24 protein-coding genes are annotated in these 23470 nt (G+C 67.2%); 7 read left to right on the top strand and 17 right to left on the bottom strand.

The window, feature by feature from the left end; translation table 11 throughout:
• The first annotated feature begins 293 nt into the window (after positions 1-293).
• Together mutS and U4Y91_RS12955 are read left to right on the top strand one after the other, a co-directional pair.
• Positions 294-2951, top strand: a complete 2658-nt coding sequence (mutS, locus tag U4Y91_RS12960; protein ID WP_321805383.1) for a DNA mismatch repair protein MutS — start codon at positions 294-296, stop codon at positions 2949-2951.
• Entirely contained in the window at positions 2932-4206 is a 1275-nt protein-coding gene (locus U4Y91_RS12955) for a hypothetical protein (protein ID WP_321805382.1), read from the top strand. The genes mutS and U4Y91_RS12955 overlap by 20 nt, the downstream gene beginning before the upstream one ends.
• Here the strand turns inward: U4Y91_RS12955 and U4Y91_RS12950 are convergent.
• Positions 4186-4728 (bottom strand): peptidylprolyl isomerase, encoded by a 543-nt coding sequence (locus tag U4Y91_RS12950; RefSeq protein ID WP_321805381.1) that lies wholly within the window; start codon positions 4726-4728, stop codon positions 4186-4188. The genes U4Y91_RS12955 and U4Y91_RS12950 overlap by 21 nt on opposite strands.
• Positions 4729-4760: 32 nt before the next feature.
• On the opposite strand from U4Y91_RS12950, the gene U4Y91_RS12945 reads away from it, so the two are divergent.
• Entirely contained in the window at positions 4761-5981 is a 1221-nt protein-coding gene (locus U4Y91_RS12945) for a cupin domain-containing protein (RefSeq protein ID WP_321805380.1), read from the top strand.
• Positions 5982-6035: 54 nt separating this feature from the next.
• Positions 6036-6281: a hypothetical protein gene (locus tag U4Y91_RS36760; RefSeq protein ID WP_011657350.1), complete on the top strand. Its 246-nt coding sequence runs from the start codon at positions 6036-6038 to the stop codon at positions 6279-6281.
• 20 nt (positions 6282-6301) lie between these two features.
• Here U4Y91_RS36760 and U4Y91_RS12940 read toward each other — a convergent pair whose 3' ends face one another.
• From U4Y91_RS12940 to U4Y91_RS12890, 11 genes are all read right to left on the bottom strand, one after another.
• Positions 6302-6484 (bottom strand): hypothetical protein, encoded by a 183-nt coding sequence (locus U4Y91_RS12940; RefSeq protein ID WP_162499716.1) that lies wholly within the window; start codon positions 6482-6484, stop codon positions 6302-6304.
• Between the two features lie 122 nt (positions 6485-6606).
• A complete protein-coding gene (locus U4Y91_RS12935) occupies positions 6607-7383 on the bottom strand; it encodes an MBL fold metallo-hydrolase (protein ID WP_321805379.1) in 777 nt (258 codons plus the stop codon).
• A 4-nt stretch (positions 7384-7387) separates the two neighbouring features.
• Complete coding sequence (gene bamC / locus U4Y91_RS12930) at positions 7388-8533, bottom strand: outer membrane protein assembly factor BamC (protein ID WP_321805378.1); 1146 nt, start codon at positions 8531-8533, stop codon at positions 7388-7390.
• Positions 8534-8644: 111 nt separating this feature from the next.
• On the bottom strand, positions 8645-9550 hold the full coding sequence (dapA, locus tag U4Y91_RS12925) for a 4-hydroxy-tetrahydrodipicolinate synthase (RefSeq protein WP_044847991.1): 906 nt from the start codon (positions 9548-9550) through the stop codon (positions 8645-8647).
• 47 nt (positions 9551-9597) lie between these two features.
• Entirely contained in the window at positions 9598-10200 is a 603-nt protein-coding gene (locus U4Y91_RS12920; protein ID WP_321805377.1) for a class I SAM-dependent methyltransferase, read from the bottom strand.
• 9 nt (positions 10201-10209) lie between these two features.
• Positions 10210-11412 (bottom strand): tryptophan--tRNA ligase, encoded by a 1203-nt coding sequence (locus tag U4Y91_RS12915; RefSeq protein ID WP_257771721.1) that lies wholly within the window; start codon positions 11410-11412, stop codon positions 10210-10212.
• Positions 11413-11420: 8 nt separating this feature from the next.
• Positions 11421-12083, bottom strand: a complete 663-nt coding sequence (locus U4Y91_RS12910) for a site-2 protease family protein (protein WP_321805376.1) — start codon at positions 12081-12083, stop codon at positions 11421-11423.
• Positions 12084-12128: 45 nt separating this feature from the next.
• The gene (locus U4Y91_RS12905; protein ID WP_321805375.1) at positions 12129-12761 is read right to left on the bottom strand and encodes an L-threonylcarbamoyladenylate synthase; all 633 of its coding nucleotides are present in this window, start codon (positions 12759-12761) and stop codon (positions 12129-12131) included.
• A 79-nt stretch (positions 12762-12840) separates the two neighbouring features.
• Positions 12841-13671, bottom strand: coding sequence for a 3',5'-nucleoside bisphosphate phosphatase (locus tag U4Y91_RS12900; protein WP_321805374.1), 831 nt, complete (start codon positions 13669-13671; stop codon positions 12841-12843).
• Positions 13672-13759: 88 nt separating this feature from the next.
• Positions 13760-14650, bottom strand: a complete 891-nt coding sequence (locus tag U4Y91_RS12895; protein WP_321805373.1) for an alpha/beta hydrolase — start codon at positions 14648-14650, stop codon at positions 13760-13762.
• A gap of 210 nt (positions 14651-14860) precedes the next feature.
• Entirely contained in the window at positions 14861-15718 is an 858-nt protein-coding gene (locus U4Y91_RS12890; protein ID WP_321805372.1) for a ferritin-like domain-containing protein, read from the bottom strand.
• A gap of 144 nt (positions 15719-15862) precedes the next feature.
• Here U4Y91_RS12890 and U4Y91_RS12885 point away from each other — a divergent pair, with 144 nt between their 5' ends.
• The 3 genes from U4Y91_RS12885 to U4Y91_RS12875 all read left to right on the top strand — a co-directional run bounded on the left by U4Y91_RS12885 (position 15863) and on the right by U4Y91_RS12875 (position 17860).
• Positions 15863-16387 carry a gamma carbonic anhydrase family protein gene (locus tag U4Y91_RS12885; protein WP_057925213.1) on the top strand — a complete coding sequence of 175 codons (525 nt, stop codon included), beginning with the start codon at positions 15863-15865 and terminating at the stop codon, positions 16385-16387.
• A gap of 25 nt (positions 16388-16412) precedes the next feature.
• A complete protein-coding gene (gene hslO / locus U4Y91_RS12880; protein WP_321805371.1) occupies positions 16413-17363 on the top strand; it encodes an Hsp33 family molecular chaperone HslO in 951 nt (316 codons plus the stop codon).
• Positions 17364-17500: 137 nt separating this feature from the next.
• Positions 17501-17860: a hypothetical protein gene (locus U4Y91_RS12875; RefSeq protein WP_321805370.1), complete on the top strand. Its 360-nt coding sequence runs from the start codon at positions 17501-17503 to the stop codon at positions 17858-17860.
• 94 nt (positions 17861-17954) lie between these two features.
• On the opposite strand, the gene ftsB is transcribed toward U4Y91_RS12875, so the two are convergent.
• The 5 genes from ftsB to U4Y91_RS12850 all read right to left on the bottom strand — a co-directional run bounded on the left by ftsB (position 17955) and on the right by U4Y91_RS12850 (position 23383).
• Positions 17955-18380 carry a cell division protein FtsB gene (ftsB, locus tag U4Y91_RS12870; protein WP_321805369.1) on the bottom strand — a complete coding sequence of 142 codons (426 nt, stop codon included), beginning with the start codon at positions 18378-18380 and terminating at the stop codon, positions 17955-17957.
• Between the two features lie 82 nt (positions 18381-18462).
• Positions 18463-19746, bottom strand: coding sequence for a phosphopyruvate hydratase (gene eno, locus U4Y91_RS12865; RefSeq protein ID WP_006478406.1), 1284 nt, complete (start codon positions 19744-19746; stop codon positions 18463-18465).
• Positions 19747-19852: 106 nt separating this feature from the next.
• Positions 19853-20707: a 3-deoxy-8-phosphooctulonate synthase gene (kdsA, locus tag U4Y91_RS12860; RefSeq protein WP_044848177.1), complete on the bottom strand. Its 855-nt coding sequence runs from the start codon at positions 20705-20707 to the stop codon at positions 19853-19855.
• Complete coding sequence (locus tag U4Y91_RS12855) at positions 20704-22362, bottom strand: CTP synthase (RefSeq protein WP_321805368.1); 1659 nt, start codon at positions 22360-22362, stop codon at positions 20704-20706. The genes kdsA and U4Y91_RS12855 overlap by 4 nt, the downstream gene beginning before the upstream one ends.
• Positions 22363-22537: 175 nt before the next feature.
• Positions 22538-23383, bottom strand: a complete 846-nt coding sequence (locus U4Y91_RS12850) for an alpha/beta hydrolase (protein ID WP_321805367.1) — start codon at positions 23381-23383, stop codon at positions 22538-22540.
• Positions 23384-23470 lie beyond the last annotated feature (87 nt).

Below are 23470 nucleotides of genomic sequence, written 5' to 3'. Positions count from 1 at the left end.
CCTGTCGCGGCCGCCGGCAACTGGCCGAACGGCGAGCGTCGCGCTGGCGCGTCGTGACCACTGGCAAACTCGGGCCACTCAGTCACAATCCAGCCTGTCGGCCGCAACTGGCGTGTCGGGGTTGGCACTACGTTGCGAGTTGTGCCAGCACCGCTACGCCCATGAGCCAGGGTAGGCCCCCGGCCGCTGCCGATCGCCATCACCCGCACCCGGCCAAACGGCGAACTTCGCGCGTGCACATGGAAGCGACTGGTAAACTCGGGCAACCAAAGCAACAACTTCCTGCCTGACCTATGACCACGCTGTCGCCCGAAGCCTTCGCCGGCCATACTCGGATGATGCAGCAGTACCTGCGCATCAAGGCCGATCACCCCGACACGCTCGTCTTCTACCGGATGGGCGACTTCTACGAGCTGTTCTTCGAGGATGCGGAAAAGGCCGCACGCCTGCTCGACCTGACCCTCACGCAACGCGGCGCCTCGGCCGGCACGCCGATCAAGATGGCCGGCGTCCCGCATCATGCGGTCGAACAGTATCTGGCGAAGCTCGTGAAGATGGGCGAATCGGTCGCGATCTGCGAGCAGATCGGCGACCCTGCCACGTCGAAGGGCCCGGTCGAGCGCAAGGTCGTGCGCGTCGTCACGCCCGGCACGCTGACCGACGCGGCGCTGCTGTCCGACAAGAACGACGTCTACCTGCTCGCGATGTGCACGGGCCACAACAAGCGCGGCGTCGCGGTCAATATCGGCCTCGCATGGCTGAACCTCGCGAGCGGCGCGCTGCGGCTCGCCGAGATCGAACCCGACCAGCTCGGCGCCGCGCTCGAACGCATCCGGCCGGCCGAAATCCTGACGGCGGACGGCGCGACCGACGCCGTGCCCGCGGGCGCCGGCGCGATCAAGCGCGTGCCGGCATGGCACTTCGATATCGCATCGGGCACGCAGCGCCTGTGCGACCAGCTCGACGTCGCGGGCCTCGACGGCTTCGGCGCGCATTCGCTGACGAGCGCATGTGGAGCCGCCGGCGCACTGCTGCTTTACGCGGCCGCCACACAGGGTCAGCAATTGCGTCACGTGCGCAGCCTGAAGGTCGAGAACGAAACCGAATACATCGGACTCGATCCGGCTACGCGCCGCAACCTCGAGCTGACCGAAACACTGCGCGGCACCGAATCGCCGACGCTGTACTCGCTGCTCGACACCTGCTGCACGACGATGGGCAGCCGCCTGCTGCGTCACTGGCTGCATCATCCGCCGCGCGCGTCGGTCGCCGCGCAGTCGCGCCAGCAAGCGATCGGCGCACTGCTCGAGGCGCCCGCGAACGCGAGCCTCGACGCACTGCGCAGCGCGCTGCGCCAGATCGCCGACGTCGAACGGATCACCGGGCGCCTCGCACTGCTGTCCGCGCGGCCGCGCGACCTGTCGAGCCTGCGCGACACGTTCGCCGCGCTGCCCGCGCTGCGCGAGCGCATCAGCGCGATCGTCGCGAACGCGGATGCGCTTACGCGCGTCGACTCCGCGCTCGCGCCGCCCGCCGAATGCCTCGACCTGCTGACGAGCGCGATCGCCCCCGAGCCGGCCGCGATGGTGCGCGACGGCGGCGTGATCGCGCGCGGCTACGACGCGGAGCTCGACGAACTGCGCGACATCTCCGAGAACTGCGGGCAGTTCCTGATCGATCTCGAGGCGCGCGAGCGCACCCGCACGGGCATCGCGAACCTTCGCGTCGAATACAACAAGGTGCACGGCTTCTACATCGAGGTCACGCGCGGCCAGACCGACAAGGTGCCAGACGACTATCGCCGCCGCCAGACGCTGAAGAACGCCGAGCGCTACATCACACCCGAACTGAAGACCTTCGAGGACAAGGCGCTGTCCGCGCAGGAACGCGCGCTGGCCCGCGAGCGCGCGCTGTACGACGGCGTGCTGCAGGCGCTGCTGCCGTTCATTCCGGAGTGCCAGCGCGTCGCGTCGGCGCTCGCGGAACTCGACGTGCTCGCCGCGTTCGCCGAGCGCGCCCGCACGCTCGACTGGGTCGCGCCCGCCTTCACCGACGAAATCGGCATCGAGATCGAACAGGGTCGCCACCCGGTCGTCGAAGCGCAGGTCGAGCAGTTCATCGCGAACGACTGCCGGTTCGGCGCCGAGCGCAAACTGCTGCTGATCACCGGCCCGAACATGGGCGGTAAGTCGACCTTCATGCGGCAGACGGCGCTGATCGCGCTGATGGCGTACGTCGGCAGCTACGTGCCCGCGAAATCGGCCTGCTTCGGCCCGATCGACCGGATCTTCACGCGGATCGGCGCGGCCGACGATCTCGCCGGCGGACGCTCCACCTTCATGGTCGAGATGACCGAAGCCGCTGCGATCCTGAACGACGCGACACCGCAGAGCCTCGTGCTGATGGACGAAATCGGCCGCGGCACGTCGACGTTCGACGGCCTCGCGCTCGCATGGGCCATCGCGCGTCACCTGCTCGCGCAAAACGGCTGCTACACGCTGTTCGCGACGCACTACTTCGAGCTGACGCAGCTGCCGGCCGAATTCCCGCAAGCGGCCAACGTCCATCTGTCGGCCGTCGAGCACGGCCACGGCATCGTGTTCCTGCACGCGGTCAACGAAGGCCCGGCGAACCAGAGCTACGGGCTGCAGGTCGCGCAACTCGCGGGCGTGCCGGCGCCGGTGATCCGCGCCGCGCGCAAGCATCTCGCGTATCTCGAACAGCAGTCGGCCGCACAGCACACGCCGCAGCTCGACCTGTTCAGCGCGCCGCCCGCCGCGGCCGACGAACTCGCGTGCGCGGATGCGCCGGCGCCGGCCGACGTCCCGCATCCGGCACTCGAAAAGCTGCGCGACATCGATCCCGACGACCTCAAGCCGCGCGAGGCGCTCGACCTGCTGTACGAACTGCGCACGCTCGTCCGCTCGCACGATGCCGACGGGCACGCGTAAACGCCTCCCGTCGGGCCGGCCGGCCCGCGCCGCCGCAGCCGCACTGGTCACGGCGGTGCTCGCGCTCGCCCAGGCGAGCGCGCTCGCGGCGCCGCCCAAGCGTGCCGCCGCCCCCTACTCGTTTGCGATCGTGTCGGGCGTCATCAACGCGCCGGCCGACGAGCCGGCCGCGCAGCGGCTGTTCGAATCGATCGCGCGCGAGCGCAATCTGGCCTTCGTCGTCTATGCGGGCGACCTCAAGGGTGCGAAGGAAGCGTGCCGCGACGCGCTGTACGCGCAGCGCGGCGCGATCCTGGACGCATCGCGCGTGCCGCTCGTGTTCATTCCCGGCCACGACGACTGGGTAACGTGCAACACGGCGGCCGGCGGCGGCTACGACCCGGTCGAACGTCTGGACTTCCTGCGCCAGACGCTGCTGGCGGACGCCGCGCTGCCCGACGCCGGCGCGCTGCAGATCACCCGCGAAAGTGAAGTCGCGCGGTTCCGGCCGTATCGCGAAAACGCGCGCTGGATGCATGACGACGTCGTCTACGTCGCGCTGAACGCACCGGCGCCGAACAACCACTATCTGACGGCCGGCGGCCGCAACGGCGAATTCGAGGACCGCATCATCGCGAACGGCTTCTGGATCGACCACGCGGCCGAATACGCGAAGCGGCGCGACGCGCGCGCCATGGTGGTGATGTTCGAAGGCGATCCGCAGTTCGATCGCTACGAGCGAGCCGAACGCTTTGCGTGGTTGCGTTTCAACCGGCCGCGCGTCCGCGACGGCTTCCGTGAACTGAAACGAACGCTGGTGAAGGCGGCGGCGACATTCCGCGGCCCGATCCTGGTGATGCACGCGAGCAGCGAGCCGCTTGCGAACGGCTTCCTGATCGATCGCCCGCTGCATGCGGACGACGGTGTGCTGGTGGGAAATGTGACGCGTGTCGCGATCGGACCGCGTCATCCGGCGAATCAGTGGGTGAAGGTCAGCGTGTCGCCGGCACGGCAGACGATCTTCAACGTGAGCCTGCAGGACGTGCCGAAGAATCTGCCGACCCCGCCCGCGCTGCCGGTCGCGCCGCGCGACGAGGTCCCGCTGCCGCAGATGCCGGAGATCCCGGCCTTGCCGGCCCTGCCCGACTCGTCGTCGGTCGCGCCGCCGCTGCAGGGCGACGGCACGACGCCGGGCGGCGCCTCGTGGCCCGCGCCGCCCCCTGCCTCAGGGCCGGCGCCCGGCCTGCCCGCCAGTTCAGTGCAGGGTACGCCCTGACGGTGCGTCGCCGTCCTCGTCTTCGTCCTCGTCGACGATTTCGAGGCCTTCCGCGCCGTGTGCGTGCTCGTGCTCAATCTCGTCCTCGGTCGCTTCGCGAACGTCCTTGACCGTGAGCGCGAAACGCAGCGCCATGCCCGCGAGCGGGTGGTTGCCGTCGAGCACGACCTTGTCTTCGGCGATGTCGGTGACCGTGTAGATCAGCGAATCCACTTCCTCGTCGCCGTCTTCCGGCGTGCCTTCGAACTGCATGCCCACTTCGATCGGCTCGGGAAAACGATCGCGCGGCTCGATCTTCACGAGTTCGGGATCGTAGTCGCCGAACGCGTCCTGCGGCTCGAGCTGAACCTGCGCCTGGTAACCGGGCTCCTGGCCGTCGAGCTGTTCCTCGATCTTGGGGAACGTGCCATCATAGCCGCCGTGCAGATAAACCATCGGCTCGTCGCTTTCCTCGATCAGATTGCCTTGCGCATCCGACAGCTTGTAAGTGACCGACACGACGGTGTTTTTTGCGATTTTCATCCAATTCTCCCAAATACAAGTCTCATTATACGATGCGCAACCGGTCTCAAGCCGAACCGCGGGATGCCGCTGCCGCCCCGCTCGGCGCGCCGCCTTCCGATTTTCCCACGCCGCTGCTCGGCGGCCTCTCGCCGGCGCAATTCATGCGCCGCTACTGGCAGAAAAAACCGCTGCTGATCCGCCAGGCGATCCCCGGCGTGAAGCCGCCGGTCACGCGCGACGCATTGTTCGAGCTGGCAGCTGACTATGACGCCGAATCGCGCCTGATCACCCATTTTCGTAACAAGTGGCAACTTGCGCACGGCCCGTTCGAACCGGACGCGCTGCCGGCTATCTCGCGCAAGTCCTGGTCCCTGCTCGTGCAGGGGCTCGACCTGCACGTCGACGCGGCGCGCGCGCTGCTCGACCGCTTCCGCTTCATCCCGGACGCGCGCCTCGACGACCTGATGATTTCGTACGCGACGGACGGCGGCGGCGTCGGCCCGCACTTCGACTCGTACGACGTATTCCTGCTGCAGGTCGAAGGCCGGCGCCGCTGGCGCATCGGTGCGCAGAAGGACCTGTCGCTGCAGCCGGACGTGCCGCTGAAGATCCTCGAGCATTTCGAGCCGAGCGACGAATGGGTGCTGGAGCCGGGCGACATGCTGTACCTGCCGCCGCACATCGCGCACGACGGCGTGGCCGAAGGCGAATGCATGACCTGCTCGATCGGCTTTCGGGCGCCCTCCGCCGGGGAGCTGGGCGCGCAATTCCTGTACTACCTCGCGGAACGCGGCGGCCTGCGCGACGAGCGCGGCGACGCGCTCTACCGCGACCCCAAGCAGCCGGCGGTCGACACCCCCGCGCAACTGCCGCCGGCGATGGTCGAGCGCGTCGCCGAGATCGTCGAAGCGATCCGCTGGCGCAAGCGCGACGTCGCCGAATTCCTCGGCTGCTACCTGAGCGAGCCCAAATCGAACGTCGTTTTCGAGCCGCCGGCGCGCCCGCTGTCCGAGGCCGCGTTCGTCGCGCAGGCGTCGCGCCGGGGTGTGCATCTCGACAGACGCGCCGCATTGATGTATAACGCGCGATCGTACTTCATTAATGGCGAGGAACAACCGCTCGAGCAAGCCGGCGAATGGCTGCCCGAACTGGCCAATCTCCGCCACATGGAGGCGAAACGGTTTGTAACACTATCCCGGGCTCCCTCGATGACAGCCTTGCTGCACGAATGGTATTGTGCGGGCTGGCTGCGGGTCGGATACCGGATTTAGTGGGCCGCCCCGTATGCCCGTGCAGATCAAATTCTGTATGGGAAAGACAACGTATTGACCCCGCATTTGTCGACGGTCGATAGGAAAGTGCATATAATTTCCGCCCAAGCCGTAGGGAAGATTCACGCTCTAGAAGTGCGTCTCCACCAGCGGCCCAGGTCGGTGTTGGAGCACATTACCGGTATTGTTTCGCGCTGTTGCTTACCTTTAACCATAAAAGGACGTGATCATGAAGAAATCCCTCCTCGTAGCTTCCCTGTTGGCTGCTGTTGCACTGGCTGCTTGCAACAAGAGCGCTGATCAAGCTGCTTCGTCGGCTGCTAGCGACGCATCGGCTGCTGCTTCGTCGGCTGCTTCGGCAGTTGCTGGTGCTGCGAGCGACGCTTCGGCTGCTGCTTCGTCGGCGACGGCTGCTGCGAGCGACGCAGCTGCTGCTGTGGCGTCGGCTGCTTCGGCAGCGACGGCTGCTCCGGCTTCGGGCGCAAGCCAGTAAGCCTCAGCATCAGCTGAAAAAAAACCGGCCCTTCGGGCCGGTTTTTTTACGTCTGTCGGTTCCGCGCATTGCGCCCGGCAGGCAAGCAGGCCAAGACGCCACCCGCCCCTTCCCGCGCCGCTCTGCGCCCGCTCAACCGAGCGTCAGCCAGTCGAAGCCCGCGTCCTGCTTGGCCACGACCACGTCCTCCCCGTCCGTTCCCAGCACGCCGGCCAACGCCTGACGGGCCAGCTCGGGCCGGTTGTTCTGCTGGCTCAGGTGCGCCGCGACCAGGTGCTGGAGGCGGCTGCGTTCGAGCGATGCGAGGATGCCGGCGGCGGCATCGTTGCTCAGGTGGCCATGATTGCCGCCGATCCGCGCCTTCAGCGACTGCGGATAGCGGCTCCCGGCGAGCATCGCGGTGTCGTGGTTGGATTCGAGCACCAGCGCGTCACAGCCGCTCAGGACGGTCGTGATGTGCGGCGTGGCCATTCCGACGTCGGTCAGCACGCCGAGCCGGCGGCAGCCGTCCATGAAGACGAACTGGAGCGGCTCCCGCGCGTCGTGGGGCACCGTATAGGGCATCACGGCCAGATCGCGTATCGCGGCCGTCTCGTCGCCCCACAACACGTGAAGATCGACATCGGCCTCGTCCGCGCCCACCGCGCGCGCCGTGCCCCAGCTCATGTAGAGCGGCAGCGACCCGCGCCGCGCGAGCGTCAACGCGCTGCCGACGTGGTCGCTGTGTTCGTGGGTGATGAGGATCGCATCGAGATCGTCGATGCCGAGATTCAGGCGGCCGAGGCGGCGCTCGACCTCCTTCGCAGAAAAACCGCAGTCGAGCAGCACGCGGGTGGTCGTCGTGCCACTCGAGACCTCGACGACCAGCGCGTTGCCTTCGCTGCCGCTACCAAGGCTGGCGAAGCGCACGCGGTCAGTTCAGCTGGGCCTGCAGCAGCGAAATGAGCCGCTGCGCGTCCGACGAGTTGTCGACCTTGCCGTTCGCGTCGACCACCGCGACCTGCGTGCCGCCATTGCCCTGCGCGCGCACGTTGACCAGGTATTCCTTGCCCGGCTTGGCCGCCGACGGGCCGCCGTAGAACAGCTTGCCGAACAGCCCGTCGCGCTTGAGCTCTTCCATCGTGTTCGCGTAGCGGACGGTGTACAGGCCCTTCTCGCGGTCGCGATTGTCGACCGCGAAGTTGGTACGGTCGAGCGCGAGACCGACGCGCAGCCACGCGCGGTCGAACGATTCGGCCAGCTGCAGCGTCGCGGCGCCGCCGCTCGTGTCAGCGACCTTCGCCGGCGCCGTCGCGGGACGCGCATCGGTCAGCAGCTGCTTCGCCTGCGCGTCGCTCAGGCCGAACTTCTGCATCAGCTTCGACAGGAACACGGCCTCGAGCACCGGGTTGCGCGGACGCTCTTCCCAGCGCGACGACGTGCCGCCCTGCGGACCGACCATCATTTCCTCCATCGCGCTGTGCGTGATCGAGATGTCGGTGTTGCCGTCCGGCGTGCGGTTCACGAGCGTGCGGAAACGGTCGCGCGTGCCCGACGAGTACGCGAAGTCGATGACCTTGCCGATCGTGCGGCGGAACCAGTCGTCCGGAATGTTCGCGCGGTTCTCGGCCCAGTCGGTGGCCATGATGCCGGTCGACGGTGCATCGGTCTTCAGCGAGAAGCCGTTTTCCTGCCAGAACTCCTTCAGGATCGGCCACAGCTGCTCGGGCGTGCGCCCGTCCACGACGAGCCAGCGGCGATCGCCGTCGCGCTCGATATGCATGCCGAGCGGATCCTGCGCGCTCGGGACGCCATCGGTCGCGTTGCCGGAGGCCGTCGTCGCCCGCGGCGGCAGCGTGCCGAGACCGGCGTTGCTCGGCGGCGCGACGAACTGCTGGGTCGTCGGCACCGGCTTCAGGTCGCTCGGCACCGCGAGCGGCGGCGCCGAACCCGTGTTCTTGTAGTTGACCCGATCAGGAGCCAGATAATCGTTCAGCGTATCGCAGCCGGCGAGCGCGCCCAGCGCCAGCGCCACCACCGAAACCTGGATGGCGCGAGAGGAAAAGGCGAAACGTTTCATGAAATCCTTCGTCTTGCTAGAACGCTCGTCAGGAGCGGCGCCGGACGGAGCCGGCCGGTGCGGGTTGATGAGGGGTCGAGCCGGCGGCCGCAGGACGCGGCCGCCTGTGCCTCAGGCGAGGACGCCGGCCTCGACGAGGGCCGAACGTACGACATCGTGGCAGCGCTCGTCGAGCGGCGTAAGCGGCAGGCGGATGCCGCCCTGCATCTTGCCCATCGCCTGCAGCGCCCACTTCACCGGAATCGGGTTTGCCTCGATGAACAGGTTCTTGTGCAGCGACAGCAGCTTCATGTGCAGCTCGCGCGCCGTTGCGACGTCACCGGCCAGCGCCGCACGGCACAGGTCGCTCATCGCGCGCGGCGCGACGTTCGCCGTCACCGAGATGTTGCCGTGGCCGCCGAGCAGCATCAGCGCGATCGCGGTCGGATCGTCGCCGCTGTAGATCGCGAAATGCTTCGGTGCGGCCTTGATCAGGTGCGCGGCGCGATCGATGTTGCCGGTCGCTTCCTTCACGCCGATGATGCCCGGCACCTGCGCGAGGCGCAGCGTCGTCTCGTGCGCCATGTCCGCGACGGTGCGGCCCGGCACGTTGTACAGGATCACCGGCAGGTCGACCGCTTCGGCGATCGCCTTGAAGTGCCGGTACATCCCTTCCTGCGTGGGCTTGTTGTAGTACGGCACGACCTGCAGCGTCGCGTCGGCGCCGACGGCCTTCGCGTGCTTGGTCAGCTCGATCGCCTCGGCGGTCGAATTGCCGCCTGCGCCCGCGATGATCGGGATGCGCTTCGCCGCATGCTCGACCGCCGTGCGGATCATCAGGATGTGCTCTTCGACGTTGAGCGTTGCCGACTCGCCGCTCGTGCCGACCACGACGAGTGCGTCGGTGCCTTCAGCAATGTGCCAGTCGATCAGTTTGCGAAACGCCGGCAGGTCGAGACTGCCGTCTTCGAGCATCGGGGTGACGATCGCGGGGATGCTGCCGCGGATTTGAATGCCGTCTTGGGTGCCGTTAGCCATGAAACGCGATTGATTGATGTACCGGTAAACGTTGAGATTGTAGCGGATTAGCCGGGCAGTTCGTAACGTGGAATTCCCGCCCCCGCCGTCGGGGTCGCGCCCTCGCGTACCGCGCAGATGCGCTGCACGAACGCCTCGCGCGGCGCGGCGACGAATCCGTCCTCGTACGCGACCACCCGCAGGCGGCCGCGCACCGCGTCCAGCAGCTCGCCCGGGGCGAGCAGGAACGCGGGGTTGGACGGTTTGCCGACCGTTTCGTTTCCTTGCGCGAAGGTTTCGTAGATCAGCACGCCGCCCGGCGCCACCGCATCGAGCAGATGGGGCCAGAGCGGACGATGCAAATAATGGGTGACGATCACCGCCGCGAACGACGCGCCGGCCGGCAGCGGCCAGGGCGCGCCTTCGAGATCGGCGTCGCACGCGTCGACGCCGGGAATCGCGCGCAATGCGGCCAGCGCGGCCGGATCGCGGTCGAGCGCGACGACCGGATGCCCGTGCGACGCAAACCAGCGCGCATGGCGGCCGCCGCCCGCGGCGACGTCGAGCACCGCGCCGCCCGCCGGGACGAGCCGCGACCACCGGGCGACCCAGCGCGACGGCTCGGTCTGGGCGACGTGGCCGCCCGCGGCGGCAATGAAGGGTTCGCGCATGCCGTCAGGTCAGGTGTACGACAGGCCCATCGCGTCGCGCACGTCGCGCATCGTCTCGACCGCGTGCTTGCGCGCCTTGTCGCAGCCGTCCGCGACGATCGCACGCAGCAGCGACGGATCGTCCATGTACTTCTGTGCGCGCTCGAGCATCGGCTGCTGTTCGCGCAGAATCCCTTCGACGACCGGCTGCTTGCAGTCGAGGCAACCGATGCCCGCCGAGCGGCAGCCGCTCTGCACCCACTGGTGCGTCGCTTCGTCCGTATAGACCTGATGCAGCTGCCACACCGGGCACTTGTCGGGATCGCCCGGATCGGTGCGGCGCACGCGCGCCGGATCGGTCGGCATCGTGCGGACCTTCTTCGTGATCGTCTCCGCGTCCTCGCGCAGGCCGATCGTGTTGCCGTACGACTTCGACATCTTCTGGCCGTCGAGGCCCGGCATGCGCGACGCTTCGGTCAAAAGCGCCTGCGGCTCGACCAGGATGATCTTGCGCGCGCCTTCGAGATAGCCGAACAGGCGCTCGCGGTCGCTCATCGACAGGCTCTGCGATTCCTGCAGCATCGCGCGCGCCTGTTCGAGCGCCTCGTCGTCGCCCTCCTGCTGGTACGCATTGCGCAGTTCGTGATAGAGCTTCGCGCGCTTGCCGCCGAGCTTCTTCGCGGCCTCGAGCGCCTTCTCCTCGAAGCCCGGCTCGCGGCCGTACAGGTAGTTGAAGCGGCGCGCGATCTCGCGCGTCATCTCGACGTGCGGCACCTGGTCTTCACCGACCGGCACGAGCGAGCCGCGATACAGCAGGATGTCGGCCGCCATCAGCACCGGGTAGCCGAGGAAGCCGTAGGTCGACAGGTCCTTGTCCTTCAGCTTCTCCATCTGCTCCTTGTAGGTCGGCACGCGTTCGAGCCAGCCGAGCGGCGTGCTCATGCCGAGCAGCAGCGCAAGCTCCGCATGCTCGGGCACCTTGCTCTGGATGAACAGCGTCGCCTGCGCCGGATCGATGCCGGACGCGAGCCAGTCGATCAGCACGTCCCACACGTTCTTCTCGATGACCTCGGGCGTTTCGTAGTGCGTCGTCAGCGCATGCCAGTCGACCACGCAGAAGAAGCACGGGTACTCGGACTGCAGCTTCACCCAGTTTTTCAGCACGCCGTGGTAGTGGCCGAGGTGCAGCGACCCGGTGGGTCGCATGCCGGAGAAAATACGATCTGGGAACATGATTGTCGTTAGAAAAGCGAGGCGAAGGGAGACAGGATGGCGCTCAGCACGCCGGCCGCGGCGTTCACGAGCGGACGCAGCCAGAAATTCGTCAGCACGCCCGTCGTGACCAGCACGAGGACGATGATGAAACCGTACGGCTCGATGCGCGACAGCGCGATCGATTGCTTCGGCGGCAGCAGTGCCGCCAGGATGCGGCCGCCGTCGAGCGGCGGCAGCGGAAACAGGTTCAGCACGCCGAGCACCAGGTTCGCGCTCACGCCCGCATAGGCCATCCGCGTGAAGAACGGCTCGTCGATGCCGGCCGCAGGCAGCACGATGGTCAGCACGCCCCAGACCAGTGCCTGCACGAAGTTGCAGGCCGGGCCCGCGAGCGCCACCCACAGGCTGCCCCAGCGCGGATCGCGCAGGTTGCCGAACGATACCGGCACCGGCTTCGCATAGCCGAACAGGAACGCGCCGCCGGTCAGGAAATACATCACAAGCGGAATCGCGATCGTGCCGATCGGATCGATGTGGCGCATCGGGTTGAACGACACGCGCCCCATCATGTAGGCGGTGTTGTCGCCGAGCAGGCGCGCGGCATAGCCGTGCGCAGCCTCGTGCAGCGTGATCGCGAAGATCACGGGCAGCGCGTAGACGGCGATGGTCTGAATCAGGGAAGCGTCCATATCGCGTTATTGTAACAAGCGCACTCGCGCAAAAATGAATGGCGCTTACGCGGCCGACAGCCCGAACGGTTCGAGCGCACCGCGCCCCGCGCGCACGAGCTGCGGCGCGTCGCCCGTCAGGTCGATCACCGTCGACGGCTCGCGCGGACACGCACCGCCGTCGATCACGAGATCGACCTGCTTCTCGAGCCGCGCGCGGATGTCGTCGGGATCGTTCAGCGGCTCGTCGTCCAGCGGCAGGATCAGCGTCGTGCCGAGCAGCGGCTGGCCCAGCGATTCGAGCAGCGCGAGCGTGATCGCGTGATCGGGCACGCGCAGCCCGATCGTCTTGCGCGACGGATGCGACAGCCGGCGCGGCACTTCCTTGGTTGCCTGCAGGATGAACACGTACGGGCCCGGCGTCACCGACTTGATCTGCCGGTACTGACGGTTGTCCACCATCGCGAAGTTGGCCAGTTCCGACAGGTCGCGCACGAGCAGCGACAGGTGCTGCTTCTCGTCGAGGCCGCGGATGCGGCGCACGCGCTCGACCGCGTCCTTGTCATCGAGGTGGCACGCGAGCGCGTAGCTCGAATCGGTCGGCATCGCGATCACGCCGCCCTTGCTGACGATGTCTGCGGCCTGCTTGATCAGGCGCGGCTGCGGATTATCCGGATGAATCCTGAAGAACTGGGACATGGGGACACGTAAAGAGGGAAAAGTCGGATGCGCGCCTCGCCGGCAGCGCGAACGGCGAACGGCACGCGGCCGCGACGCGTCAGAGCCAGCGCTCCCAGACCGGTTTCAGGTCGGGCGGCAACGGCGGCAGGCTGCCGAGTTCGACGCGGCCCTCGCCCGGCGCATGGAAATCCGAACCGCGCGACACCTCGAAGCCGAAGCGGCGCGCGACGTCCGCGTATTCGCGGTACTGGTCGGGCGTGTGGCTGCCCGTGATGACCTCGATCGCCCGGCCGCCGAGATCGATGAATTCGCCGAAGAATGCGTCGAATTCGACCGGCGTATAGCGGTAGCGGCCCGGGTGTGCGACCACGGCCTCGCCGCCCGCCGCGCGAATCCATGCGACGGCGTCGGACAGCGTCGCCCAGCGGTGCGGAACGAACCCCGGCTTGCCGTCGCCGAGCAGGCGGTCGAACACGTCGGACGTGGATACGGCATGGCCGTTCTCGACCAGGAAACGCGCGAAGTGGGTGCGCGAGATCAGGTCGGGATTCGATACGTACTTCAGCGCGCCTTCGTACGCGCCGCGGATGCCGAGCGTCTCGAGCTGCGCGGCGATCGCCTTCGCACGGGCCGCACGGCCGTGGCGCGTGCGGTACAGGCCGTCGACGAGCGTCGGGTTCGACGGATCGATGTGCAGCCCGACGATGTGCACGGTGCGCGACGCCCACGTGACCGAAATCTCGACGCCGCTCAGGTAGCGCATGCCGAGCGCTTCCGCCTCGCTGCGCGCCGCCGCCTGGCCGCCGATCTCGTCGTGGTCGGTCAGCGCCCACAGGGTCACGCCGCCGGCATGGGCGCGGCGCGCGACGTCGGCAGGCGACAGCAACCCGTCGGAAACATTGGAATGGCAGTGGAGATCAGCGTTCATTGTCGGTATGGCAGGTGAAGCCTCATTCTACTGCAACGCGGCAATTGCGCCGCCCGCCTGCCCCGCCGCTGCCGCCGCCGCTGCCGGCCTATGCGCAGAACGCCTCGATCAGCGCCGCGACCTGCTCCGGCTGGTCGTGATGGACCATGTGGCCGGCATCTTCGACGAGCTTTTCGCGCCAGTCGGGGAATGCGCCGAAGCGCGCCTTGAACTCCGGCAGCGGGATGTCGCTCGCGATGTAGGCGAGCGTCGGCGAATTGACGGCCTCGACGTGCAGCACCTTCGCGCGCACCTGCTTCCAGACAGCCATCACCTCGTCGAGCCGGTACAGCTGCGGGCCCGCCATCTTGTGCGCGGGGTCCGCCAGCAGGTGATACAGGCCGTCATCGCCGCGCTTCGACCAGTGCGCGGCGAGGAACGCCGCGCGGCGCGGATCGAGCCGCGGATTGGTCTTGGTCAGCCGGGCCGCCACGTCGTCGAGCGACGCGTACGGGCGCAACACCGGCGGCTCGCGCAGCTCGTCGAGCCAGCCGCGCAGCCGGCGCGGCGCCTGCTCGGCCCGCGCGGGGGCGAGCCCGAACCCTTCCAGGTCGACCACGCGCCGCACGCGCTCCGGCCGCGCGCCCGCGTACAGACATACGACGTTCGCGCCCATGCTGTGCCCGACCAGATTGACTTCGCCGGTCGGCGCATAGTGGTCGACGAGCGCGTCGAGATCGCCCAGGTACTCGTGGAACCAGTAATGACCGCCGCCCTGCCGCGCGACCGGCCAGTCGGACAGGCCGAAGCCGCGCGCATCCGGCGCGATCACCTGCCAGTCGCCCGCGAGCGCGTCGACGACGAACTGGAACGATGCCGCGACGTCCATCCAGCCATGCAGCATGAACAGCGTCGGCGCATCGGGCCGGCCCCAGCGCCGGACATGCAGCTGTACGCCGCGCACCGTGACGAAATCGGAAACAGAACTCGAGGCATTCATTGCAGCCGCCAAAAAAGAATGGTCGTTCGATTATAGCGATGGCACTTCCGTTCCGGCGGCCGGCAGTCGAGGCAGCGCTCTAGCGACGGGGAACCGACGGTACGTGGATCCGGCGGCATCGGCTGCCGCGGAAATGCGGCCGAGCGGCCCGTGTGGCCAGCCGGCGGCAGCTTTCGCCCGCCCGTCGGGAGCCGGCGGTGCCCGGTCGCCCTAACCCGCCGCCGTGCCGTCCGCCGTGTCCTGCGCGGCGAGTTCGTCCAGCTCCGCCTGCTCGAATCCCGCGGTGCGGCGCGCGTCGAAATTGAACGGACCGCGCAGCCGCGGCGCATGGTACTGCTCGGCAAGCTCGCGGTAGGTGGGAACCGGATCGCGGCCGGCGGCGTCGCACAAGTGCCGGAACCAGCGGTTCCCGATCGCGACATGGCCGATCTCGTCGCGCAGGATCACGTCGAGGATCGCCGCGGACGCGTCGTCGCCCGCCTGCACGAGCCGCGCACGGATCGGCGGCGACGCGTCGAGCCCGCGCGCCTCGAGGGTGCGCGGCACGAGCGCCATCCGCGCGAGCACATCGGCCTTGGTCCGCTCGCACATCTCCCACAGCCCGTTGTGCGCGGGGAAATCGCCGTACCCATGCCCGAACCCGGCCAGCCGGTCGGACAGCAGCATGAAGTGATAGGCCTCCTCGGCCGCGACCTTCAGCCAGTCCGCGTAGAACGCGTCGGGCATGCCGGCGAAGCGCCATACGGCGTCGAGTGCGAGGTTGATTGCATTGAATTCGATATGCGCGAGCGCGTGCAGCAGCACAGCGCGCCCCGCGGGTGAACGCATGCTGCGGCGCTCGAGCCGACGCGGCTCGACGAGCGGCGGGCGCGCGGGACGGCCGGGCAGGTCGGCCGGTTCGTCCAGCGCGCGCGCCGGCGCGATCGCGGCCTGTCCGGCCAGCAGTGCGTCGTACAGCGCGCGGACCCGCACGGCCTTCGCGGCCGGCTCGGACATCCGCAGCGCGTCGAGCGCGGCGCCGCGCACGCAGATCGGCGCGGCAGTGAAAGAAGAAGGCTCCATGCTCATCGAACGGGGACACCGCGCGGGCGCATCGCGGGAGCGCATGCACGCGACGGTTTACAATATGCGTTTGTGCCGCGACATCATGCGTCCGACACGCCAGACGCGCCATTCTACCGGCGCCCATCACCGAAGAGACCAGGAGACTCCGTGACGATCTACAAACTGGGCGAGACGGCCCCGACGATCCACGAAAGCGTATTCGTCGCCGATACGGCGGCCATCATCGGCAAGGTCGTGCTGGAGGAAAACGCGAGCGTCTGGTTCGGCGCGACGATTCGCGGCGACAACGAGACGATCACGGTCGGCACCGGCAGCAATGTCCAGGAAGGCGCGGTCCTGCATACGGACCCAGGCTTTCCTCTGACGATTGCCGAAAACGTGACGATCGGGCACCAGGCGATGCTGCACGGGTGCACGATCGGCGAGGGTTCGCTGATCGGGATTCAGGCGGTGGTCTTGAATGGAGCGGTGATCGGCCGCAACTGTCTAGTCGGTGCCGGCGCGGTCGTGACGGAAGGCAAGACGTTCCCGGACAATTCGCTGATTCTCGGCGCCCCGGCGAAAGTCGTGCGCGAGCTGTCGGCAGACGACATCGCGCGGCTGCGCGCCAATGCGAAGACGTACGTCGAGCGGCGTGCGCATTTCAAGGAGCAACTCGTGCGGATCGGCTGATTCGCGCGGATTTCAAGGAAGAAGAGTGAGCGACCAGTTACAGAAATTCATGTTCAATTCGGCACCCGTGCGCGGCGAGATCGTGTCGCTGCGCAACACGTGGCAAGAGGTGCTTTCCCGCCGTGACTACCCTGCCCCGGTGCGCACGGTGCTCGGCGAGATGATGGCCGCGTGTGCGCTGCTGTCCGCGAACCTGAAATTTCACGGCACCCTGATCATGCAGATCTTCGGCGACGGGCCGGTCCAGATGCTGGTCGTCCAGTGCGGCTCGGACCTGTCGATGCGCGCCACGGCCAAGTTCGCCGGCGACGCGGCACAGACGATCGGCGACGACATGCACTTCGCCTCGCTCGTCAACGCGAGCGGCCACGGCCGCTGCGTGATCACGCTCGACCCGGCCGAGAAGCTGCCGGGCCAGCAGCCGTACCAGGGCATCGTGCCGCTGAACGGCGTCGACGGCCCGCTCGAATCGGTGTCGCAGGTGCTCGAGCACTACATGCACCACTCGGAGCAGCTCGACACGCGGCTGTGGCTCGCGGCCGATCGCGACCGCGCGGTCGGCATGCTGCTGCAGAAGCTGCCTGGCGACGGCGGCATCGTGCCGCGCAACGCCGAAACCGACACCGACACCTGGGAGCGCGTCTGCACGCTCGGCGGCACGCTGTCCGCAAAGGAACTGCTCGAGGTCGAACCGGAAGTCGTGTTCCGCCGGCTGTTCTGGCAGGAAAACGTGCAGCACTTCGACCCGGCCGGGACGCGTTTCCAGTGCTCGTGCTCGCGCGAGAAGGTCGGCGCGATGCTGCGCATGCTCGGCCGCGACGAAGTCGACAGCGTGATCGTCGAGCGCGGTCACGTCGAGATCCACTGCGAGTTCTGCAACCAGCGCTACGAATTCGATCCCGTCGATGTCGCGCAGTTGTTCGCCGCGCCGGAACTCGCGACCGGCATCACGCCCGCGACCGACCAGCGTCACTGAGCGAGCCGCGCGTCCGTGCCCGCGATGCGGGCGCGGGCGCATAATGACGCACGAGCGTCGCCCGTACGGCTCACGCGCCGCAGGTCCCGCCTTCGGCGCAAACCGCTTTCCGCTGCGGCGCGCTGCTGGAGAAACACATGAATCGCCCGTTCCGCACCCTCGTCCTGGCCAGTGTCGCAGCCAGCACGCTGGCCCTCGCCGGCTGCGCGGTGCAGCCGCCTTCGTCGACGATCCTAAGTCGCCTGCCCGAGCCGGGCGCGTCGGGCGGCCGGCCGCCCGCCCTGTCGAGTGCGGAGCGCAAACGCTACGACGAGATCGACCGGCAGGTGCTGCGCGAGCAGAACGACGCGATGGCGGCCGAGGCCGCCGCGCGCGCGTGGTCGTATTACTCGCCGCCGCCCGTGACCGTCTACGGCGGCTATTACGGCGGCGGTTGGGGCAACCGGTGGGGCACCGGCATCGGTTATGGCTACGGTTACCCGGGCTGGTGGTGGTGACGCGACATCGCGTCGACCGCTCCGATTGACGACTGACAGGAAATAAAAAAGCGCGGCATTTCCCGCGCTTTTTCAATGGTTCGGACTCCCGCGCTCAGTGATGCGCGGCCTTGCCCTTCTCGCCGCCGTGATGCCGCGACGGTTTCGCGATCGACTGCGGGTTCGGCACCACACGCACGGGCGCCGCGGACACGGTACCGCGTGTCGACGTGCTCGAAGGTGTGTTGTTCAGCGGGCCGGCCGGCGCGTTCGGCGATACGAACTGCACGAATACTTCGCCGTCCTTCACCATGCCCATCTCGTAGCGCGCGCGCTCCTCGATGGCCGCGGTACCGCCCTGCAGATCCTGCACTTCGCCCGCGATCCGTTCATTGCGCAGCTTCTCGTCCGCATTCTTCTGCAGCTGATCGCCGAGCTGCTGGCGCAATTCGTGCACCCGCAACCAGCCGCCGTGTCCCCACCATAGGGGGTACTGAATGAGCGCCAGCAAGGCAATCAGGACGACAGTGACAAGCCGCATGTAAGAGACGCAGATATAAGAAGCGCCGCTCCGCGCGACATGCACAGAGCGGCGTCGAGATGACGAACCCGATAGTAGCGCGTTAGCGCAGGTTATAGAAAGCCGATTTGCCCGGGTAGCTCGCGATGTCGCCGAGATCTTCCTCGATGCGCAGCAGCTGGTTGTACTTCGAAATGCGGTCGCTGCGCGACAGCGAACCCGTCTTGATCTGACCGGCGTTCAGGCCGACCGCGATGTCCGCGATCGTCGAATCTTCCGTTTCGCCCGAGCGGTGCGAGATCACGGCCGTGTAGCCCGCGCGCTTCGCCATTTCGATTGCCGCGAACGTTTCGGTCAGCGTACCGATCTGGTTGATCTTGATGAGGATCGAGTTCGCGATGCCCTTCTCGATGCCTTCCTTCAGGATGCGCGTGTTCGTGACGAACAGGTCGTCGCCGACGAGCTGCACCTTCTTGCCGAGGCGATCCGTCAGCAGCTTCCAGCCGTCCCAGTCGCTTTCGTGCATGCCGTCCTCGATCGACACGATCGGGAACTTGTCGGCGAGCGTCGCGAGGTAGTCGGTGAATTCGGCCGACGACAGTTGCAGGCCTTCGCCCGCGAGCTGGTACTTGCCGTCGTGGTAGAACTCGGAGGCCGCGCAGTCGAGCGCGAGCAGCACGTCTTCGCCCGCACGGTAGCCGGCCTTCTCGATCGCCTGCAGGATCGTCGACAGGCACTCGTCGTTGCTGCCGAAGTTCGGCGCGAAGCCGCCTTCGTCGCCGACTGCCGTGCTCATGCCGCGGTCGCTCAGGATCTTCTTCAGTGCGTGGAACACTTCCGCGCCGCAACGCAGGGCTTCACGGAACGTCGGCTGGCTCACCGGGACGATCATGAATTCCTGGATGTCGAGGCTGTTGTTCGCGTGCGCGCCGCCGTTGACGATGTTCATCATCGGGACCGGCAGCTGCATCGCGCCCGAGCCACCGAAGTAGCGGTACAGCGGCAGGCCGGCTTCTTCAGCCGCTGCCTTCGCGACGGCCATCGACACGGCCAGCATCGCGTTCGCGCCGAGGCGCGACTTGTTGTCGGTGCCGTCCAGCTCGAGCAGCGTCTTGTCGAGGAACGCCTGTTCCGACGCGTCGAGGCCCATGATGGCTTCGGAGATTTCGGTATTGATGTGCTCGACCGCTTTCAGCACGCCCTTGCCGTTGTAGCGGCCGGCTTCGCCGTCGCGCAGTTCGATCGCTTCACGCGAGCCGGTGGACGCGCCCGACGGCACCGCCGCGCGGCCCATCGTGCCCGATTCGAGCAGCACGTCGCATTCGACGGTGGGGTTGCCGCGCGAATCCAGAATCTCGCGGCCGATGATATCTACGATTGCACTCATGGGTTTCCTCTGAGAATGACGATGGATTCTTCAAACTGCGACGGCATGCGCGCCGACACTGCTTACGCTACTGACGCGCGAAGCCGTCGCATGGTTCATTCGATCTTTAGTTGAAATCGTTTTCCAGGAACGGATTGCGCTTCACCGCCTGGTCGAGCGTGACGAGGGTCTCCAGCAGCGCGCCCATCCGGTTCAGCGGCACCGCATTCGGGCCGTCCGACTTCGCTTCGGCCGGATTCGGGTGCGTTTCCATGAACAGGCCCGCAACACCCGTCGCGACGGCAGCACGCGCGAGCACCGGCACGAATTCGCGCTGGCCGCCCGAGCTCGTGCCCTGCCCGCCCGGCAGCTGCACCGAGTGGGTCGCATCGAACACGACCGGCGCGTTCGTCTCGCGCATGATCGCGAGCGAGCGCATGTCGGACACGAGGTTGTTGTAGCCGAACGAGACGCCGCGCTCGCACGCCATGAAGCGGTCTTCCGACAACCCGGCTTCACGCGCCGCGTCGCGCGCCTTGTCGATCACGTTCTTCATGTCGTGCGGCGCGAGGAACTGGCCCTTCTTGATATTGACGGGCTTGCCCGAGCGCGCGCACGCGTGGATGAAGTCGGTCTGGCGGCACAGGAACGCGGGCGTCTGCAGCACGTCGACGACCGACGCGACCTGCTCGATCTCCTCGATCGAATGCACGTCGGTCAGCACCGGCAGGCCGAGCTGGCGCTTCACCTCGCCGAGGATCCGCAGGCCCTCGTCCATTCCGAGGCCGCGAAACGACTTGCCCGAGCTGCGATTCGCCTTGTCGTAGGACGACTTGTAGATGAACGGGACGTTCAGCTTTTCGCAGATCTCCTTCAGGCGGCCCGCCGTGTCGATCGTCATTTGCTCCGATTCGACGACGCAGGTACCCGCGATCAGGAAGAAAGGCTGGTCGAGACCGACCTCGAAATCGCACAGCTTCATGCTTGCACTCCGCGCGCTTGCTTGTTGGCAAGCGAGGCTTCGACGAACGATTTGAACAGCGGATGACCGTCACGCGGCGTGGACGTGAATTCCGGGTGGAACTGGACGCCGACGAACCACGGGTGCATCGAACGCGGCAGCTCCATCATTTCCGGCAGATCCTCGCTCGGGGTACGGGCGCTGATGATAAGGCCGCCGGCTTCGAGCTGGGGCACGAAGCGGTTATTGACTTCATAACGGTGGCGATGGCGTTCGTTCACGTCCTTGCCATAGATCTCTTCGGCCATCGTGCCGGGCTTGATCGGGCAGCGTTGCGAGCCGAGGCGCATCGTGCCGCCGAGATCGGATTCCTCGGTGCGCGTCTCGACCTTGCCTTCGCGGTCGTGCCACTCGGTGATCAGCGCGACCACGCGTTCCGGCGTTTCCGAATCGAATTCCGTGCTGTTCGCCTGCTTCAGGCCGACGACGTCGCGCGCGAATTCGATCACCGCGAGCTGCATGCCGAGGCAGATGCCGAGGTACGGCACCTTCGCCTCGCGCGCATAGCGGATCGCCGCGATCTTGCCTTCCGTGCCGCGACGGCCGAAACCGCCCGGCACCAGCACGGCGTCGAGATGCTTCAGGCTGTCGACACCGTTCGTCTCGATCTCTTCCGAGTCGATGTACTCGATGTTGACCTTGGTCGACGTGTGCAGCGATGCGTGGCGCAGCGCCTCGATCAGCGACTTGTACGACTCGGTCAGATCGACGTACTTGCCGACCATGCCGATCGTCACTTCGTGCTTCGGATGTTCCAGCTTCTCGACGAGCTCCGACCACATGCTCAGGTCGGCGTCCTTCGGCGACAGCTTCAGCTCTTCGCAGATGATCCGGTCGAGGCCCTGGTCGTGCAGCATCTGCGGAATCTTGTAGATGCTGTCGGCGTCCCACACCGAGATCACGGCGTCTTCCGGCACGTTCGAGAACATCGAGATCTTCTTCGATTCGTCGTCCGGGATGCGGCGATCCGCACGGCACAGCAGCACGTGCGGCAGGATGCCGATCTCGCGCAGCTTCTGCACGCTGTGCTGGGTCGGCTTCGTCTTCAGTTCGCCCGCCGTCGCGACGTACGGCACGAGCGTCAGGTGCACGAAGCACGCGCTGTTGCGGCCGAGGCGCAGGCTCATCTGGCGCGCGGCCTCGAGGAACGGCAGCGACTCGATGTCGCCGACCGTGCCGCCGATCTCGACGATCGCGACGTCCGGTTCGCCGCAGGTGGCCGATGCCGCCCCGCGCTCGATGAACGCCTGGATTTCGTTCGTGATGTGCGGAATCACCTGCACGGTCTTGCCGAGATAGTCGCCGCGGCGTTCCTTGCGGATCACCGATTCGTAGATCTGGCCGGTCGTGAAGTTGTTGGCCTTGCGCATCTTCGTGCTGATGAAGCGCTCATAGTGGCCGAGGTCGAGGTCGGTCTCCGCTCCGTCTTCCGTCACGAACACTTCGCCGTGCTGGAACGGGCTCATCGTGCCGGGGTCGACGTTGATGTAGGGATCGAGTTTGAGGAGGGTGACTTTCAGACCGCGCGATTCGAGGATCGCGGCGAGGGAGGCGGCGGCAATACCCTTGCCGAGGGAAGAAACTACGCCGCCGGTGACGAAAACATATTTGGTCATCGCTGGATGCTCGCGGGAAAAACGGATTATACCGTAAAGCCCGCCCTTCTCTCAGCAATTGGCGCGATGATCCAGCCCTTTCGCGCTGTGCCGCGCCAGCCGTGCGCGCCGGGGCGAACCGGCCGGACGGACGGTGCAACCGCGCACGCCGGACGCCGGGCACCTGACCGATGCGTCAGGCGCTGTTCGCGAGCGCAGCGCTGTCGCGCGGCACGCCGCCCTCCGCCGTTTTCAGCGAATTCAGCATCCGCTGCAATGCGCGGGCCGTCTCGATCGGCCGCTCCATCGGGAACAGGTGGCTGCCCTCGAGCCATTCGATGCGCCCGCGCGCGGCGCGGCGCGTCGCCTCGAGCCCGACCTGCCGCACCTCGCGCGAGCGCGTGCCGGCGAGAAAGCCGAGCGGCACCGGCGCGCCGTGCGCGAGCCGCGGGCCGAGCGTGTGCGGCAGCGTCCGGTAGATCAGGTATTCGACCTGCCGGTCGAATGCGAGCGCGCGTTCGCCGTCGCCGCCCGCCTGCGGGATGCCGTAGTCGATGTAGTCCGACAGCATCCGCTCGTCCCAGCGCGCGAACGCGGGTTTCTCGTGAAAGTGCCGCCAGACCTCGTCGCGGCTCGCCCAGCGCGTGCGCCGGTTGCGCGTCGCGGCCGCCGGCGACAGCCGCTCGTCGAGCCCGGCCCACTGGCTCGCGCGCAGCGCGCCGGCGCGCCATCCCGCGATGATCGGTGAATCGATCATCACCACGCCGCGCACCCAGTGCGGTTTTTTCAGCGCGGCCATCAGCGACAGGTAGCCGCCGAGCGAATGGCCGACGAGCCAGACCGGGCGCTCGTAGCGGCTGCCGATGTCGTCGAGCAGTTGCTCGACGAGATGCGGCCAGTCGCGCGTCACCGGGTAGCGGCGGTCGTGACCGATGCGCTCGATGTAACGCAGGTCATAGTCGTCTGCCAGCTCGGCGAAGATCGTCCGGTACGTCGAGGCCGGAAAACCGTTCGCATGCGAGAAGTGGAGGATGTCCTTCAAACGCCAATGTCTCCTTTGTCGACGGGAGTTGGCGCTTTAGCGCCTACTCCCGTCCCATGCTTCGCGGTCGACCGGAGTTGGTGCTTT

It is taken from the genome of Burkholderia sp. BCC1993 (assembly GCF_905339865.1).
In the GTDB taxonomy this organism is placed as follows: domain Bacteria; phylum Pseudomonadota; class Gammaproteobacteria; order Burkholderiales; family Burkholderiaceae; genus Burkholderia.
The sequence above is the reverse complement of the archived record's forward strand: the minus strand, read 5'-3'. Positions and strand labels throughout refer to the sequence as shown.

Coding starts and splice junctions, on each gene's coding strand:
- mutS (WP_321805383.1), top strand. CDS start 294: ATGACCACGCTGTCGCCCGAAGCCTTCGCCGGCCATACTCGGATGATG.
- U4Y91_RS12955 (WP_321805382.1), top strand. CDS start 2,932: ATGCCGACGGGCACGCGTAAACGCCTCCCGTCGGGCCGGCCGGCCCGC.
- U4Y91_RS12950 (WP_321805381.1), bottom strand. CDS start 4,728: ATGAAAATCGCAAAAAACACCGTCGTGTCGGTCACTTACAAGCTGTCG.
- U4Y91_RS12945 (WP_321805380.1), top strand. CDS start 4,761: ATGCGCAACCGGTCTCAAGCCGAACCGCGGGATGCCGCTGCCGCCCCG.
- U4Y91_RS12940 (WP_162499716.1), bottom strand. CDS start 6,484: ATGCTGAGGCTTACTGGCTTGCGCCCGAAGCCGGAGCAGCCGTCGCTG.
- bamC (WP_321805378.1), bottom strand. CDS start 8,533: ATGAAACGTTTCGCCTTTTCCTCTCGCGCCATCCAGGTTTCGGTGGTG.
- dapA (WP_044847991.1), bottom strand. CDS start 9,550: ATGGCTAACGGCACCCAAGACGGCATTCAAATCCGCGGCAGCATCCCC.
- U4Y91_RS12920 (WP_321805377.1), bottom strand. CDS start 10,200: ATGCGCGAACCCTTCATTGCCGCCGCGGGCGGCCACGTCGCCCAGACC.
- U4Y91_RS12915 (WP_257771721.1), bottom strand. CDS start 11,412: ATGTTCCCAGATCGTATTTTCTCCGGCATGCGACCCACCGGGTCGCTG.
- U4Y91_RS12910 (WP_321805376.1), bottom strand. CDS start 12,083: ATGGACGCTTCCCTGATTCAGACCATCGCCGTCTACGCGCTGCCCGTG.
- U4Y91_RS12905 (WP_321805375.1), bottom strand. CDS start 12,761: ATGTCCCAGTTCTTCAGGATTCATCCGGATAATCCGCAGCCGCGCCTG.
- U4Y91_RS12900 (WP_321805374.1), bottom strand. CDS start 13,671: ATGAACGCTGATCTCCACTGCCATTCCAATGTTTCCGACGGGTTGCTG.
- U4Y91_RS12895 (WP_321805373.1), bottom strand. CDS start 14,650: ATGAATGCCTCGAGTTCTGTTTCCGATTTCGTCACGGTGCGCGGCGTA.
- U4Y91_RS12890 (WP_321805372.1), bottom strand. CDS start 15,718: ATGAGCATGGAGCCTTCTTCTTTCACTGCCGCGCCGATCTGCGTGCGC.
- U4Y91_RS12875 (WP_321805370.1), top strand. CDS start 17,501: ATGAATCGCCCGTTCCGCACCCTCGTCCTGGCCAGTGTCGCAGCCAGC.
- ftsB (WP_321805369.1), bottom strand. CDS start 18,380: ATGCGGCTTGTCACTGTCGTCCTGATTGCCTTGCTGGCGCTCATTCAG.
- eno (WP_006478406.1), bottom strand. CDS start 19,746: ATGAGTGCAATCGTAGATATCATCGGCCGCGAGATTCTGGATTCGCGC.
- kdsA (WP_044848177.1), bottom strand. CDS start 20,707: ATGAAGCTGTGCGATTTCGAGGTCGGTCTCGACCAGCCTTTCTTCCTG.
- U4Y91_RS12855 (WP_321805368.1), bottom strand. CDS start 22,362: ATGACCAAATATGTTTTCGTCACCGGCGGCGTAGTTTCTTCCCTCGGC.